This window comes from Trabulsiella odontotermitis, assembly GCF_030053895.1.
GTDB lineage: Bacteria > Pseudomonadota > Gammaproteobacteria > Enterobacterales > Enterobacteriaceae > Trabulsiella > Trabulsiella odontotermitis_C.
Genome location: NZ_CP125781.1, coordinates 2,026,147 through 2,041,296, shown reverse-complemented (window position 1 = coordinate 2,041,296; position 15,150 = coordinate 2,026,147). Strand labels below are relative to the sequence as shown.

Below are 15,150 nucleotides of genomic sequence, written 5' to 3'. Positions count from 1 at the left end.
CAAGTTTAGCGGTTGAGGGGGGATGCTGAATGCCCGGTCAGCAGAGCGCCGCCGGGCCTGAAGAGATTAACCTAAGGTTTTAAACGCTTTGATGCGCTGCAGGTGCGGGGAGATATTTTTGAATTTATGGGTCTGCACTTCATCCCAGATAATTTCATAATAGTGATGCAGTAACTCCGCCGAACGCTGGCTGTTCAGCGCCTCATCCTGACGGGAGAGGATCACCAGGCAACGGTCACGATTCTTCTCGCGGAAATTGCTCACGCATTTGGTGGCGATATCGACATACTCTTCCGGGCGGTCGATCTTCCCTTCCATATTTTCATTAGGGTAGAGATTCGGGTTGAACATCACCTGGCGCACATCGCACAGGAAACCGATACGTTCCGCCCAGTAGCCGCCGAGCCCGACGCCGCAAATCAGCGGTCGTTCATCAACGTTAAGCTGCAGCATCTTGTCGACTTCCTTCAACAAATGCTGCATATCGTGTTTTGGATGGAGCGTGCTGTAGCTTATCAACCGCACATCCGGGTCGATAAATTGCAGCTGCAACACCTTTTCGTGGTTACCCGGGCTGTTCGAGTCAAAACCGTGTAAATAAATAATCATCACATCCTCACAACACTTCCGATCCCGATGCGGGAGAATTAACGATCCGCTTTATGCTCCTGCCAGCGTTCATGCAGCTGTTCCAGCTGCGCGCTGACCATTTTCCAGCGAGAGGAATCCATCAACGACTGACGCGTTAATGTTCCCTGATGATACAATTTCGTAACACGCTCTGCTTTGATCGGCGACAGATTATCCAGCACACTGACCGCACCCTTACGATTATTGCAGACCAGGATCATATCGCAACCTGCATCCAGCGATGCCTGCCCGCGTTCCGCGTAGCTGCCCATAATCGCGGCCCCTTCCATGGACAGATCGTCAGAGAAGATAACGCCGTCGAAACCCAGTTCGCCCCGCAATACGGTTTTCAGCCAGTGCGGCGAGCCGCTGGCCGGACGCGAGTCTACATCGCTATAGATGACGTGCGCAGGCATGATGGCATCAAGACGCTGCTCGTCGATAAGCGTGCGGAACACCGACATATCTTTGGCGATAATGTCCGCCTGCGGACGCGGATCTTGCGGCGTCACTTTATGGGAGTCCGCCGTTACCGCACCGTGCCCCGGGAAATGCTTGCCGGTGGTTTTCATGCCAGCGCTGTGCATACCGTCGATAACGTGACGCGCCATCGCCAGCGCTTTGGCCGGATCTTCATGGTAAGAACGCTCACCAATCGCCGCGCTGATATGCCCGACATCCAGCACCGGGGCGAAGCTGATGTCGATATCCATTGAAATCATTTCGCTGGCCATCAACCACCCGGCTTCCTGCGCCAGTTTGCCCCCCTCTTCCATTCCCAACAGTGCGGCAAAAGACTGCGCCGCTGGCAGACGGGTGAATCCGTCGCGGAAACGCTGAACGCGCCCGCCTTCCTGATCAACGGCAACCACCAGATGATTGCGCGATGCGGCGCGGATCTGACGCACCAGCTCACGCAGTTGCGCGGGATCGTGATAGTTGCGGGTAAAAATAATCAGCCCGCCAACTAGCGGATGGGCCAGGATTTCGCGTTCTTCCGCATCCAGCTCAAACCCTTCGACATCCAACATTACTGGACCCACAAAGACCTCTCTTATCCATTCGTCTTAAGCTGGCACCATGTCTCATCTGCCAGCGTGATTAATTGTTGTTCGCCGGTCTGCACCCAGCGACATTCGAACCAACCGGCTTTTAACATTAGCAGCCATGGCCGCCAGCGCTGAACCTGCCGCCACAGATGAGGCGGATCGATCTGCGCCAGTGCCGCGTAATCTCCAACCAGCTGGCGATGCGCTGCGTCACTGCTGACCCAGACGGCCGCCAGCTCCAGCGCGATATCGCCGTCACCGGCATATTCCCAGTCGATCAGCCGCAACCCCGTCGCCGTATGGACGATGTTTCCGGCATGAACATCCATATGCAGCGGCGCCAGACGCAGCGGAACAGGTTCACCGGCTTTGCACAAACGGTGCAACTGACGAAGCCAGAACGGGGTACGGCGCGCAGGCGAGCTTTGTTGCCAGTAACTCAGCAGCAAGGACAACAACGGCACCCGCCAGCCAAACCGGGGCTGTTGATGCAAATAATACAGCGTTGCCGCCAGTTGACGATGGTCCGGAAGCGCGCTTTTAACCTCACCTGCGATATAGTCCACCGCCATCCAGCCAGGCGTGTAGAAACGCGGACGCGGTGCGAGATCTTCAGGAAGTTGTGACAACGCATGATACTGGCGGAGAAAATGGTATTCGGCGTCCTGCGGCGTGTGATGCTGGCGCAACACCAGGCGCTGATCGCCGTTTTCAATGATGCAGCTACCGCCGCTTAATCCCGTAGGGACGGAATTCGCGGCGGGCTGAAAATCCGGGAAAAAGCGTGACAGGACCGCGTCACGCGTCAGTTTACTGTTGCTGCACTGCACCTTTACCTGACCAGATAATCTCGCCAGTCTGAACCAGCATCAGTTGCATTTGCAGCGTCGGTGCATTGACGTTGCCGGTAGCGTTCGAGTACAGCACATACTGTGCGCCGACAGTGCGCGCAATACCCATCGCTTTGCTGCGGGAGCCGAGGCTGTCCTGCGGCGACAGGCCGAGCTGTTGTTTGGCGACCGCCAGTTGTTGCACGGAAACCAGCGTGAATTTACCGTTACCGCTCAGTGCATTATGCAGTGCCGTGGTGGCTTCACTGGCATTCAGAGAACCGTTGGTGCGGTTATTGACGCTGTCGACCAGCAGAATGCTGCCCGCGTTGACGCCTTCGGATTGCAGCATTTTTCCGACCATCGGTTGTACGGCGCCGTTCCAGTCATAATGACGAACGCGCGGCGTGGGCTGGCCGGTCTGGTCCGGTTGTTCAATCGGGCCGGGCTGCTGCGGAATAGTCGGCACGGAGGGCACGGTCGGTACCGGTTGTTGCGGCATCGGCTGCTGCGGCACCGGTTTTACCTGTTCGACTGGCGCGGGCTCTTCGCGTTGCCCCACACACCCTGACAGGACGATCGCCAGCGCCGTCATTAATGCATAGCGACTCAAATTTGACATCACGATTTACCCCTTAAAGATAAAGATAAAGGCGGACTTTATGCGCCCCAAGATTGTTTGCGCTGCCGTAGAGCGTTACGGAGGAATTACCCGGCACCGTCACGCTGCGCGGCGCTTCGAGGGGATGCATTTCCAGCCCTCTGGCGTCATACCAGTAAAAACGATAATGGAGCGTCACCGGTTCGCGACGCTCGTTGAAGAGAACAGAAGAGGCGGTTGCCTGAATTTCTGAGGTGGTCAGCTCCGGTTTTTCCGCGCTGATCCCGGCGACCATAACGTTCGACTCCATCACCAGCGTCTGCTGATCACCCACCGGGATTTCCGGGCGCGAACCGCAGCCCGCCAGCGTCAGCAGAGCCAGCATCAGGGTGAAACGCCCTGTCTTCATGTTCACCTTCACTTTCTCGCCAGCATCGGCCCCAGCGGACGACCGCCGAGCAGGTGCATATGAATATGATAGACTTCCTGCCCGCCGTGGCGGTTGCAGTTCACAATCAGGCGGTAGCCATCTTCGGCAATCCCTTCCTGCTCGGCGATTTTAGCGGCGACGGTCATCATGCGCCCCAGCGCCAGCTCGTGCTCGGCGGTGACGTGGTTGACGGTGGGGATAAGGAGGTTGGGAACAATCAGGACATGCGTCGGCGCCTGCGGCGAGATATCACGAAATGCGGTGACAAGATCGTCCTGATAAACGATATCCGAAGGGATCTCGCGACGAATGATTTTGCTGAAAATCGTTTCTTCTGCCATGGCCTGTTCCTTTTTAATTATTCACCGTGCGGTAATCTGACAAACAGAATAGAACACTGAGTATGAGCGACTTACTCCCTGTCTTTCAACCTGAAACCGTGATTTCTTATCCTCTTAGCCGTTAGCTGCTGCTGGAATAACCACTCTTCTCCCACTGACCCCTCTGCAGTCTTAAAACAAAGTTTCATTGACATTGGTTACATCTGTTTACAGTAGTAATTCGAATGCGTATATTTCTCATTTGCATTTGTATGCACAAAAATGCACAACCGCGTCTCACCATAACGCTGACCTCGCCACGACGAGGTGTAAGCCAGAACAACAACTATTTTAAAGGGTTTATTATGATTTTCATTGATAACATCAGGGACGAGCAGCGCTCTCCTGCCACCGCGCCGGCATTACTGGCGGTTTGTATTGCTGTAGCACTCTTTCCCAATACTCTGCGCGCAGCCAGCGAGACGCAGGAAGAGAAGATCATCGTTGAAGGCACTACGGATACCAGTTCTGACAGCCAGGATCAGGATTACAGCGTCAAAACCACCACTACCGGCACCAAACTGCTGCTGGTGCCGCGCGATATTCCGCAGTCGGTTAGCGTTATCAGCCAGCAACGCATGGCGGATCAGGAGCTGAACACCATTGGTCAGGTTCTGGATAATACCACCGGGGTGAGTGCTTCCCGCATTGATACCAGCCGTACCAACTTTTACTCTCGCGGGTTCTTCATCAGCAACTTTGCCTACGAAGATATGCCGACGTTCCTCGATAATCGCTGGAACTTTGGCGATACCGCTGGCGATACGGCGATTTACGATAAAATCGAAGTGGTGCGCGGCGCAGCGGGTCTGATGAGCGGTACGGGTAACCCTTCCGCCTACGTCAACATGGTGCGTAAACACGCCGACAGCAAAGAATTCAAAGGGTCGGCCTCTGCAACGTATGGCAGTTGGGATAAACAGCGCTATGTGCTGGATCTGCAGGCGCCTCTGACCGAATCAGGGAATGTTCGCGGACGTGTGATCACCGGTTATCAGGACAATGATTCCTGGGTCGAGCGCAACCACTACCGTAAAAAATTCATCTACGGCGTTGTGGATGCTGACGTCACCGACTCCACGACCCTTTCCGTCGGTTATGACTATCAGGAAAGCGAAGAAGACAGCCCGACCTGGGGCGGCTTCCCGTCTATGTTCAGCGACGGCAGCAAAACCCATTTCCGTCGTGGCTTTAATACCGCCGCCGACTGGACTTACTCCAATAAAGATTCCACGAAGATCTTCGCCAACCTGACCCAGCGTTTTGATAACGGCTGGGAAGCAAAATTCAACGCCATGCACGCGGAAACTAACTTCGACAGCAAGCTGATGTACGTCGACGGTTACCCGGATAAAGCCACTGGCCTGTACGATGCCTCAAAATGGTATGGTGCCTGGGGCGGCTGGAACCGCGGCGAGCGCAAGCAGGACTCCGTGGATGCGTTCGTGCGTGGCGGCTATGGCCTGCTGGGCCGTCAGCACGAGCTGATGTTCGGCGGCAGCTACAGCCGTCAGCGCAATAACTATGACAACTCCTATCCAGTGAACAGTAACTACGGTCTGATGGATGTGGGCAGCATTTACGATTACAACGGTAAGCTGGCAGATCCGACATGGTCTGACTTTGCCCTTTACCAGCGTGACGTGATCCGCCAGAAATCGGTCTATGCCGCGACGCGTCTCTCTCTCGCCGATCCACTGCATTTGATCCTCGGGGCTCGCTACACCGAATGGAGCGCGAAATATAACCTCGAGCGCAAGCCGGATGAGATCCGCACGTCGAAGTTTGATGACGTCACGCCGTATGCCGGTCTGATTTACGACATCGATGACACCTGGTCCGTTTATACCAGCTACACCTCCATTTTCCAGCCGTCTGGTCAGCGTGACGTGAACAGCAAGTTTATCGATCCGACCACGGGCAAGAGCTATGAAGCTGGCGTGAAAGGCGACTGGTTTAATACCCGTCTGACCGCCTCGGTATCCGTGTTCCGTATCGAACAGGACAATGTGGCCATTTCAACAGGCACGACGATCCCGGGTTCCGGTGGGCAGACCGCGTATAAATCGGTTGATGGCACCGTGAGTAAAGGTATTGAGTTCGAACTGAATGGCGCACTGACCGACAACTGGCAGTTAACCTTTGGCGGTAGCCGTTACATTGCGGAAGATGAAGACGGTAACGCCGTGAATCCGAGCCAGCCGTGTACCTCGCTGAAGCTGTTCACCCGTTACCAGTTGCCGATGCTACCTGAGTTGACCGTCGGCGGCGGCGCGCGCTGGCAGAATAAAACCTGGCAGGATATCGATAACGGCCCGAACGGCGTTACGCAGATTACTCAGGATGGCTATACCGTGGTCGATCTCTTTACCCGCTACCAGGTGACCAAGAACTTCGCGATACAGGGCAACCTGAACAACGTGTTTGACGAAGAATATTACGACTATCTGGGCACCTACGGTGTCTATGGCGCACCACGTAATTTCTCTGTCAGCGCAAGCTACAGTTTCTGAGTTACCCGTAGGCCCGGTAAGGCGTAGCCGCCACCGGGCAAAAAGTAAAAAAGGCAGCCATTTGGCTGCCTTAGTTCTCCCCACCCTCTGACTTAGTTGTTGCGGATGTAATCATCCATTTCGGTTTTCAGGTTATCGGATTTGGTACCGAAAATTGCCTGTACACCGGAACCTGCAACAACCACACCTGCGGCACCCAGTTTCTTCAGGCCAGCCTGATCCACTTTCGCCACATCCGCTACGCTGACGCGCAGACGCGTGATACAGGCGTCGAGGTTAGTGATGTTGGTTTTACCCCCAAATGCGGCGACCAGAGCCGGTGCCATTTCGCTGGAAACACCGGCTTTCACATCGTCAGAAGCATCTTCACGACCCGGCGTTTTCAGATCCAGCGCTTTGATCAGCACACGGTAGATGGTGTAGTAAACGAGGGCGTAGCAGATACCGACAATCGGGAACAGCCACAGTTTGCTGCTGTTACCAGACAGGACGATGAAGTCGATCAGACCGTGCGAGAACGACGTACCGTCACGCATACCGAGCAGGATAGCGATCGGGAAAGCCAGACCGGCCAGAATCGCGTGGATCACGTACAGGATCGGCGCAACGAACATGAAGGAGAACTCGATCGGCTCGGTAATACCGGTCAGGAACGAGGTCAGCGCCGCGGAGATCATGATACCGCCCACTTTCGCGCGGTTTTCTGGTTTCGCAGAATGCCAGATGGCGATTGCCGCTGCCGGCAGACCGTACATCTTGAACAGGAAGCCGCCAGACAATTTACCCGCTGTCGGGTCGCCTGCCATGTAGCGAGGAATATCGCCGTGGAATACCTGACCGGCAGCGTTGGTGTACTCACCGATTTGCATCTGGAAAGGAACGTTCCAGATGTGGTGCAGACCAAACGGTACCAGGCAACGCTCAACGAAACCGTAGATGCCGAAGGCCACAACCGGGTTCTGATATGCCGCCCACTGGGAGAAGGTCTGGATAGCAGTACCAATCGGAGGCCAGATGAAGGACAGGATCACACCGGTGAAAATGGCTGCCAGACCGGAAATAATCGGCACAAAACGCTTGCCCGCAAAGAAGCCCAGATATTCAGGCAACTTGATGCGATAGAAGCGGTTGAACATATAGGCTGCGATCGCACCGGAAATGATACCGCCAAGCACGCCGGTATCTGCGAGGTGTTTCGCAGCGATCTCTTCCGCAGGTAAATGCAGGACCAGCGGTGCGACAACCGCCATGGTTTTCACCATGATGCCGTAAGCCACTACTGCAGCCAGCGCAGAAACGCCATCGTTATTGGTGAAGCCAAGCGCAACACCGATAGCAAAGATCAGCGGCATGTTGGCGAAGACCGAACCGCCCGCTTCCGCCATCACATGGGAAACGACGGCTGGCAGCCAGCTGAAGTTAGCAGAACCGACGCCCAGCAGGATACCTGCGATAGGCAGTACGGATACTGGCAGCATCAGCGATTTACCGACCTTCTGCAGGTTAGCAAATGCATTCTTAAACATAATTGAGAGTGCTCCTGAGTATTTGTGCTTTTATTACGCATTCACGCATTGGCGCGGGGGGAGAGCCGCGCTGTGGACAGGACATCTAAGCGCCCTTTATTTATTACACAGAGTAAAATAAATCAGCTCAGTGTTGTTTGACGGCTATCACGTTTCGGTTAGCACCAGCCGAAAAACTTGCGTTTCTTTACATAACTGATGTCAGGATGTGTCAAATGATCCGTTCACCGCCCGTTTTACGGCGGTGAACTTTACTCGGTTTGCTTATTAATTACGAGCTTTAAAATAAGCTAACAAATCAGGCGTCTTGCAGGCGAGAGGGGGCGATATGGAACAGGCGGGCGAAGTTTTCGGTGGTCTGTTGCGCCAGTTGTTCCACGGTCACACCTTTCAGTACCGCCATGTATTCAGCAACGTCGCGCACCAGCGCAGGCTGGTTCTCTTTTCCACGATGCGGCACCGGTGCCAGGTAGGGAGAATCGGTCTCCACCAGCAGTCTGTCCAGCGGCACATAGCGTGCCGCGTCCCGCAATTGTTCGGCGTTGCGGAAGGTCACGATGCCGGAAAACGAAATGTAAAACCCAAGATCCAGCAGCTTACCCGCAGTTTCTCTGTCTTCAGTGAAACAGTGTAGTACGCCGCCGCATTCCGTCACCTTTTCTTCGCGCAGAATAGCCAGCGTATCTTCGCGCGCGTCACGGGTATGCACAATGACTGGTTTGTTCAGCTCGCGCCCGATGCGGATGTGATGGCGAAACGATGCCTGCTGCTGCGCTTTAGTTTCCGGCGTGTAATAATAGTCGAGCCCGGTTTCGCCCATCGCGACCACGCTCTCTTCTGCCGCCAGACGGCGCAGCTCTTCAACGTCATAAGTTTCGTCCTGGTTCAGCGGATGCACGCCGCAGGAATACACCACATCTTCACGGTTACCCACCAGTTCACGCATATTGCGGTAACCCGGCAGCGTCGTGGCGACCGCAAGGAAGAATTTCACGTCACGGGCGGCGGCTTTGGCCAGCGCGTCGTTAACGTCTTTATGCAGGGATTGATAATCCAGGCCATCGAGATGGCAGTGTGAGTCGACTAAAAACATAATGTCTCTCTCAGAATTGAGATACGGGAAGTACCGCTCCCGGTTGCAGGTAATGCTCCCAGCGCAACAGGCGCTCGGTGAGGATCAGTTCGCGATTGAGCCCGACGACGCTCAGCAGTTGCTCCCGGCATTCGCAGGCGTCCTGAACGATGGCCCGCAGCGTCGCTGCTGGCAATGTGTGCGCCAGTTTCCCGGTCAGCGCCAGCGCATCGGTGTTGGTTAACAGCGTAATCCCTTGCTGAATTTTGAGCGCATCCAGCAACAGCGAAGCAAACCAGTGTAGCCGCGTCGCCGCGTCGTCATGGTTTAACGCAGAAAGCAGTGAAAGCCAGTCCTGGCTGACGAGCACGGCTTCCAGTGCCTGACACAACTGCTGGCGCGCATTCCAGTGATTTTCCTGTAATAACGCCAGTGCCGCCGCAGGTGCGCTGGCGCTGAGGCGCAGCGCCGTTAATCGGGCCTCTTGTGACGTTGTCACTTCTCGTTCAAGCCATGCCATTGCCCAACTTTCCGCAGGTGGCGACAGATGGTGCAATCGGCAACGGCTGCGCAGCGTCGCCAGTAGTCGCGCAGGCTCTTCGCAGGCGAGGAAAAACCAGGTTTTCTCCGGCGGCTCTTCGAGTGTTTTTAACAGCGCGTTGGCGGCGGCATCGGTGAGTTGCGTCGCATCGCTTATCCACACCACTTTCGCCCCGCCCAGTCGCGCATGTTCGTAGAGTTTTTCGCTCACTTCACGTACGGCGTCGATGCCGAGACTGTTTTTGCCCTTCTCCGGCACCAGATGATAGTAGTCAGGATGCGTTCCCGCCTGCATCAGTTGGCAGCTGTGGCACTGTCCACAGCTTTTATGTCCATCCGGCTGATGACACATCAGCCAGCGGCTCAGCGCATAAATCAGCGCATCGTCACCCATCCCGGGTAACGCCTGAATCAGTAACGCATGGTGCCCACGCCCGGCCTGATAGCTGGCAATCAGCTGTTCAAAATGGGGGCGCAACCACGGATACCATTTCATGCATTTTGCTCCTTCACCCACGTCGTCACGGTGTCGCGGATGTCCTGCATCACTTTTTCCAGCGGCTGGGTGGCGTCAATGGTACGAATGCTACTGTCCTGCGCCGCCAGTTCGAGATAACGCGCGCGGGTACGGTTGAAGAAATCCAGTGACTCCTGCTCGATGCGGTCGAGATCGCCACGCGCGCGGGCGCGTTTGAGGCCCACTTCCGGCGTCACATCGAGGTAAATTGTCAGGTTCGGGCGAAAATCCCCCAGCACCGCATCGCGCAGCGTCGCCAGCATGTGCTGATCGATACCGCGTCCGCCGCCCTGGTAGGCTTGTGTGGAGAGATCGTGGCGATCGCCAATCACCCATTGCCCTTTCGCCAGCGCCGGTTTAATCACCGTTTCAACCAGCTGTACGCGGGCGGCATAGAACATCAGCACTTCCGCTTTGTCCGTAATCACTTCATCGCCAACGGATTTGATATCCAGCACCAGGCTGCGCAGTTTTTCTGCAAGAATAGTCCCGCCCGGTTCGCGGGTGAAAACCAGATCACGAATGCCCAGTTGTTCCAGCGTTTGCACCACCATGTTACGTGCGGTGGTTTTGCCTGCCCCTTCCAGACCTTCGATGACGATGTAATTACTGGTCATTTTTTTCCTTAAGTACTTTCAGGTAATCCTGCACCGCCCGGTTATGGCTGGCGAGATTGGTCGTAAACTGGTGGCCGCCTTTGCCGTCAGCCACAAAATAGAGATACGGTGTCTTTGCCGGATGCGCGGCGGCATTCAGCGACGCGTCGCCCGGTGTCGCAATCGGCCCCGGCGGCAGCCCGGCGATGACATAAGTGTTGTACGCCGTCGGCGTTTCCAGATCTTTGCGCGACAACTTGCCATTATAACTCGCCCCCATGCCGTAAATCACGGTGGGATCGGTCTGCAGACGCATGCCGAGCCGCAGACGGTTAATAAACACCGACGCCACCCGGTCACGCTCACTGGCGACCGCCGTCTCTTTTTCGATAATCGACGCCATGGTTACCAGCTGGTTCTGGTCCTGATACGGCAGATTGTCCATCCGCCCTTCCCAGGCCTGCGCAACAGCTTTAACCATTTTCAGATGCGCGCGTTTGAGGATAGCGACATCCGTGGTGTTGGCGGTGTACATCCAGGTATCCGGCCAGAACCAGCCTTCCACCCAGTCAGGATGCTCCAGTTCCAGCGCCTTCGCGACGGTCGCGTATTCATCGTCTTTCAGCGTATGTTGGATGTAAGGCGCCTCGCGCAGCTGTTTCAGGTAATCGCTGAGCCGCATCCCTTCCACAAAACGCAACGGGAACTGCGCTTCTTTGCCGCTTTCCAGCAACATTAGCATGTCGCGTACGGTCATTTCAGGGGTGAGCCGGTAGGTGCCTGCTTTAAAATGGGAGAGATCAGGTTCTACGCGCAGCAGCCACTGGAAAACTCGCGGGCGATTAATAATCTTATCGGCATACAGCTGATCGCCCAGCACTTTACGCCCGGTTCCCGCTTTCAGCGTGAAAATGGTCTCTTCTTTGATAAGTAGCTTGCTGTCCGCCATCTGGCGCACTTTCCACATCCCAACGCCCGCGGCAATACCCAGCACCACCAGCAACAACAGGACAAAACGTAACATTTTCTTCATGGCTAATCGGACAACTCACAATAAGGGGCCAGAAACTCAAACAGTTCATGTGACAGGTAGCGAACATCGCCAAACGCCTTCACCGGTACCACCGGCATCAGCGCGTTGCACAGCAGAACTTCGTCCGCCTGCTGTACCGCCTCTTCACGCGCACTCACTTCGACAACGTGATAGCGGCTTTGTGCCAGTCGCGAGAGACAATACTGGCGCATAATGCCGTTGACGCCGGCATGGGTGAGCCTCGGCGTAAAGACAGTATCACCCGCCCGCCAGAACAAATTAGCCGCACAGCATTCCGTAACCCACCCTTCGCTGTCAAGAACCAGCGCCTCCTGCGCGTCCGTCTGCTCAAGATGCGCGCGGATCAACACCTGCTCAAGCCGATTCAGATGTTTAAGCCCGGCGAGATGCGGATTACGACCGAGCCGTACCGGACTTAACGCCAGCGTAATGCCCTCTTCCCGCCAGCGAATATACTGCGCAGGCGCGGGCGACACCGAGAGGATGCGGGTCGGCGTCAGACAGGCTGCCGGGCTGTAACCGCGCCCACCGCTGCCGCGGGTGATAATCACTTTCAGTACGCCATCGCCGTTCTCTGCCGCCAGTCGCTGCATCTCTTCACGTAGCAGGATGTCATCGGCGAAAGGGATCATCAACGCGTGACAGGTCGCCTGCAGGCGTTGCAGGTGAGCCGCGAGAAAATCGACCTTGCCATTGCGGACTCTCGCCGTCGTAAAACAGCCATCGCCAAACTGGACAGCGCGATCGTTCGCCGCCAGAGAGTCCTGTTCTTTGCCGTTAATCAAGAACATAGAAGCTCCTTATCTGTGTCTGTCAGTCTGGCAGCAGCCCGGAAGGGTTACAAGGGGAATGCGCTTAAAGAAAAGGCCTGCAAACGCAGGCCTTAAAGAGAGGATCAGACCTTTTTGAAGATCAGAGAGCCGTTGGTGCCGCCGAAGCCGAAGGAGTTACACAGGGTGTACTCCATTCCGCTGACCTGGCGCGCTTCGTGTGGAACGAAGTCCAGATCGCAACCTTCATCCGGGTTATCCAGATTGATGGTGGGCGGAATCGCCTGATCGCGCAGTGCCAGGATGGAGTAGATAGATTCTACTGCACCCGCCGCACCTAACAGGTGACCGGTCATGGATTTGGTTGAGCTGACCATCACACGGCTTGCTGCTGCACCAAATACATTTTTCACCGCCTGCGCTTCGGCTTTGTCACCCGCAGGGGTGGACGTGCCGTGGGCATTAACGTAGCCAATCTGGCCCGGTTCAATGCCTGCATCGCGGAGCGCATTGACCATCGCCAGTGCAGCGCCTGCGCCGTTTTCCGGCGGTGACGTCATGTGGTAGGCATCGCTGCTCATCCCAAAGCCGACGATTTCAGCGTAGATTTTGGCACCGCGTTTTTTCGCGTGCTCGTACTCTTCCAGCACGATGATGCCCGCGCCGTCACCCAGCACGAAACCATCACGGTCTTTATCCCACGGACGGCTTGCCGCCTGCGGGTTATCATTGCGGGTAGACAGCGCACGTGCCGCGCCGAAACCACCTACGCCCAGCGGCGTACTGGCTTTTTCTGCCCCACCTGCCAGCATCACGTCAGCATCGTTGTAAGCAATAATACGGGCCGCATGGCCGATATTATGCACGCCTGAAGTACAGGCGGTCGCGATGGAGATACTTGGCCCACGCAGACCAAACATGATGGTCAGGTGACCCGCCACCATGTTCACAATTGTGGACGGAACGAAGAACGGGCTGATCTTACGCGGACCGCCATTAACCAGCGAGCTGTGGTTTTCTTCGATTAAACCGAGACCGCCAATACCAGAGCCGATAGCGGCACCGATACGACCGGCGTTCTCTTCCGTCACTTCAAGGCCAGAATCCTGCATGGCCTGAACGCCAGCGACAATTCCGTATTGAATGAAGGCATCCATCTTGCGCTGTTCTTTACGCGAGATGATGTCATCACAGTTAAAATCCTTTACTAAGCCAGCAAATTTCGTTGCATAGGCGCTAGTATCGAAATGGTCGATCAGGCTGATGCCACTCTGACCGGCAAGGAGAGTTTTCCAGGTAGACTCTACGGTATTGCCGACAGGAGACAACATGCCCAGTCCGGTCACAACTACACGACGCTTAGACACGTTTGTCCTCCAGGGAGGGATAAAAAAAGAGATTCGTGGGACGAATTAAAGATAAAACTCAGGCGGTCGAGTGACCGCCTGGAGATGTTCACTTACGCCTGGTGGCCGTTGATGTAATCAATGGCAGCCTGAACGGTGGTGATTTTCTCAGCTTCTTCGTCCGGAATCTCAGTATCAAACTCTTCTTCCAGAGCCATTACCAGCTCAACGGTGTCAAGAGAATCAGCGCCCAGGTCCTCAACGAAGGAAGCATTGTTGGTAACTTCTTCCTGCTTAACGCCCAGCTGCTCGCCGATAATTTTCTTAACGCGTTCTTCGATAGTGCTCATACTCTTAAATTTCCTATCAAAACTCGCTTTCGCGATGGTTTTCGTAGTGTATAAAATGTTGAAAAATTTGCAACTAAATCCCGGCAGGTCTTACCACGATTTTACGCTATTTTGCGGGTATTCGCCCTAATAACGCAAATTATTTTGCACATTATCCTGCTCCGGATTGCACGAAGTGCGTGGTTCCTGAGCATATTGTGCAAATCGCGATCAAACCATGTACATCCCGCCGTTAACGTGCAGAGTTTCACCCGTGATGTAACTCGCTTCGTCAGAAGCTAAGAATGCAACCGCACTGGCGATTTCTTTTGCGTCACCGAGGCGACCCGCTGGAACTTCCGCCAGAATACCCGCACGCTGATCATCAGAAAGCGCACGCGTCATGTCCGTTTCAATAAAGCCCGGAGCAACAACGTTCACAGTAATTCCGCGTGACGCCACTTCGCGCGCCAGCGATTTACTGAAACCGATAAGACCTGCTTTCGCCGCAGCGTAGTTGGCCTGACCGGCATTTCCCATGGTACCAACCACAGAACCGATAGTGATAATACGCCCATGACGTTTTTTCATCATAGCGCGCATTACCGCTTTTGACAGACGGAAAACTGATGAAAGATTGGTTTCGAGAATGTCTGACCACTCTTCTTCTTTCATTCGCATTAGCAGATTATCGCGAGTAATCCCGGCATTATTGACCAGAATGTCGACTTCGCCAAACTCTGCGCGAATATTTTCCAGTACAGATTCGATAGATGCTGGATCGGTCACATTCAACATCAGACCTTTTCCGTTGGCGCCTAAATAGTCGCTGATCGCCTGTGCGCCGCTCTCACTGGTCGCCGTGCCGATGACTTTCGCGCCACGGGCAACGAGCGTTTCAACAATTGCGCGGCCAATCCCGCGGCTTGCACCGGTAACCAGCGCGATTTTTCCTTCAAAACTCATG

General features: G+C 55.2%; 16 protein-coding genes. 1 reads left to right on the top strand and 15 read right to left on the bottom strand.

Translation table 11 applies throughout. The features are described 5' to 3' along the window. Positions 1 to 66: 66 nt before the first annotated feature. The 6 genes from ycfP to hinT are packed head-to-tail and all read right to left on the bottom strand — an operon-like array spanning position 67 to position 3,881. On the bottom strand, positions 67 to 609 hold the full coding sequence (gene ycfP / locus QMG90_RS09755) for an alpha/beta hydrolase YcfP (RefSeq protein ID WP_283283621.1): 543 nt from the start codon (positions 607 to 609) through the stop codon (positions 67 to 69). A 38-nt stretch (positions 610 to 647) separates the two neighbouring features. After that, the gene (gene nagZ, locus QMG90_RS09750; RefSeq protein WP_283283620.1) at positions 648 to 1,673 is read right to left on the bottom strand and encodes a beta-N-acetylhexosaminidase; all 1,026 of its coding nucleotides are present in this window, start codon (positions 1,671 to 1,673) and stop codon (positions 648 to 650) included. Between the two features lie 11 nt (positions 1,674 to 1,684). Further along, a complete protein-coding gene (gene thiK / locus QMG90_RS09745; RefSeq protein ID WP_283283619.1) occupies positions 1,685 to 2,509 on the bottom strand; it encodes a thiamine kinase in 825 nt (274 codons plus the stop codon). After that, positions 2,490 to 3,122: a penicillin-binding protein activator LpoB gene (gene lpoB, locus QMG90_RS09740; RefSeq protein WP_283283928.1), complete on the bottom strand. Its 633-nt coding sequence runs from the start codon at positions 3,120 to 3,122 to the stop codon at positions 2,490 to 2,492. Before lpoB ends, thiK begins: the two co-directional genes overlap by 20 nt. Before the next feature lie 22 nt (positions 3,123 to 3,144). Beyond that, positions 3,145 to 3,519 carry a YcfL family putative periplasmic lipoprotein gene (locus tag QMG90_RS09735; RefSeq protein ID WP_283283618.1) on the bottom strand — a complete coding sequence of 125 codons (375 nt, stop codon included), beginning with the start codon at positions 3,517 to 3,519 and terminating at the stop codon, positions 3,145 to 3,147. An 8-nt stretch (positions 3,520 to 3,527) separates the two neighbouring features. Continuing rightward, entirely contained in the window at positions 3,528 to 3,881 is a 354-nt protein-coding gene (hinT, locus tag QMG90_RS09730; RefSeq protein ID WP_283283617.1) for a purine nucleoside phosphoramidase, read from the bottom strand. Between the two features lie 344 nt (positions 3,882 to 4,225). Here hinT and fhuE point away from each other — a divergent pair, with 344 nt between their 5' ends. Then, positions 4,226 to 6,433, top strand: a complete 2,208-nt coding sequence (fhuE, locus tag QMG90_RS09725; protein WP_283283616.1) for a ferric-rhodotorulic acid/ferric-coprogen receptor FhuE — start codon at positions 4,226 to 4,228, stop codon at positions 6,431 to 6,433. 92 nt (positions 6,434 to 6,525) lie between these two features. Here the strand turns inward: fhuE and ptsG are convergent, their stop codons facing one another. From ptsG to fabG, 9 genes are all read right to left on the bottom strand, one after another. Continuing rightward, complete coding sequence (gene ptsG / locus QMG90_RS09720; protein ID WP_283283615.1) at positions 6,526 to 7,959, bottom strand: PTS glucose transporter subunit IIBC; 1,434 nt, start codon at positions 7,957 to 7,959, stop codon at positions 6,526 to 6,528. Between the two features lie 298 nt (positions 7,960 to 8,257). Continuing rightward, positions 8,258 to 9,052: a metal-dependent hydrolase gene (locus QMG90_RS09715; RefSeq protein WP_283283614.1), complete on the bottom strand. Its 795-nt coding sequence runs from the start codon at positions 9,050 to 9,052 to the stop codon at positions 8,258 to 8,260. A gap of 10 nt (positions 9,053 to 9,062) precedes the next feature. Then, on the bottom strand, positions 9,063 to 10,067 hold the full coding sequence (gene holB, locus QMG90_RS09710) for a DNA polymerase III subunit delta' (RefSeq protein ID WP_283283613.1): 1,005 nt from the start codon (positions 10,065 to 10,067) through the stop codon (positions 9,063 to 9,065). After that, positions 10,064 to 10,705: a dTMP kinase gene (tmk, locus tag QMG90_RS09705; protein ID WP_283283612.1), complete on the bottom strand. Its 642-nt coding sequence runs from the start codon at positions 10,703 to 10,705 to the stop codon at positions 10,064 to 10,066. The genes holB and tmk overlap by 4 nt, the downstream gene beginning before the upstream one ends. Further along, the gene (gene yceG / locus QMG90_RS09700) at positions 10,695 to 11,717 is read right to left on the bottom strand and encodes a cell division protein YceG (protein ID WP_283283611.1); all 1,023 of its coding nucleotides are present in this window, start codon (positions 11,715 to 11,717) and stop codon (positions 10,695 to 10,697) included. Before yceG ends, tmk begins: the two co-directional genes overlap by 11 nt. 2 nt (positions 11,718 to 11,719) lie before the next feature. Then, positions 11,720 to 12,529, bottom strand: a complete 810-nt coding sequence (gene pabC / locus QMG90_RS09695) for an aminodeoxychorismate lyase (protein ID WP_283283610.1) — start codon at positions 12,527 to 12,529, stop codon at positions 11,720 to 11,722. A 104-nt stretch (positions 12,530 to 12,633) separates the two neighbouring features. Then, positions 12,634 to 13,875, bottom strand: a complete 1,242-nt coding sequence (gene fabF / locus QMG90_RS09690) for a beta-ketoacyl-ACP synthase II (protein ID WP_283283609.1) — start codon at positions 13,873 to 13,875, stop codon at positions 12,634 to 12,636. Between the two features lie 92 nt (positions 13,876 to 13,967). Next, a complete protein-coding gene (gene acpP / locus QMG90_RS09685) occupies positions 13,968 to 14,204 on the bottom strand; it encodes an acyl carrier protein (RefSeq protein WP_000103754.1) in 237 nt (78 codons plus the stop codon). A gap of 210 nt (positions 14,205 to 14,414) precedes the next feature. Further along, on the bottom strand, positions 14,415 to 15,149 hold the full coding sequence (gene fabG / locus QMG90_RS09680) for a 3-oxoacyl-ACP reductase FabG (RefSeq protein ID WP_283283608.1): 735 nt from the start codon (positions 15,147 to 15,149) through the stop codon (positions 14,415 to 14,417). Between the last annotated feature and the right edge of the window lies 1 nt (position 15,150).

Coding starts and splice junctions, on each gene's coding strand:
- fhuE (WP_283283616.1), top strand. CDS start 4,226: ATGATTTTCATTGATAACATCAGGGACGAGCAGCGCTCTCCTGCCACC.
- yceG (WP_283283611.1), bottom strand. CDS start 11,717: ATGAAGAAAATGTTACGTTTTGTCCTGTTGTTGCTGGTGGTGCTGGGT.
- QMG90_RS09715 (WP_283283614.1), bottom strand. CDS start 9,052: ATGTTTTTAGTCGACTCACACTGCCATCTCGATGGCCTGGATTATCAA.
- QMG90_RS09735 (WP_283283618.1), bottom strand. CDS start 3,519: ATGAAGACAGGGCGTTTCACCCTGATGCTGGCTCTGCTGACGCTGGCG.
- pabC (WP_283283610.1), bottom strand. CDS start 12,529: ATGTTCTTGATTAACGGCAAAGAACAGGACTCTCTGGCGGCGAACGAT.
- ycfP (WP_283283621.1), bottom strand. CDS start 609: ATGATTATTTATTTACACGGTTTTGACTCGAACAGCCCGGGTAACCAC.
- holB (WP_283283613.1), bottom strand. CDS start 10,067: ATGAAATGGTATCCGTGGTTGCGCCCCCATTTTGAACAGCTGATTGCC.
- ptsG (WP_283283615.1), bottom strand. CDS start 7,959: ATGTTTAAGAATGCATTTGCTAACCTGCAGAAGGTCGGTAAATCGCTG.
- acpP (WP_000103754.1), bottom strand. CDS start 14,204: ATGAGCACTATCGAAGAACGCGTTAAGAAAATTATCGGCGAGCAGCTG.
- tmk (WP_283283612.1), bottom strand. CDS start 10,705: ATGACCAGTAATTACATCGTCATCGAAGGTCTGGAAGGGGCAGGCAAA.
- fabG (WP_283283608.1), bottom strand. CDS start 15,149: ATGAGTTTTGAAGGAAAAATCGCGCTGGTTACCGGTGCAAGCCGCGGG.
- hinT (WP_283283617.1), bottom strand. CDS start 3,881: ATGGCAGAAGAAACGATTTTCAGCAAAATCATTCGTCGCGAGATCCCT.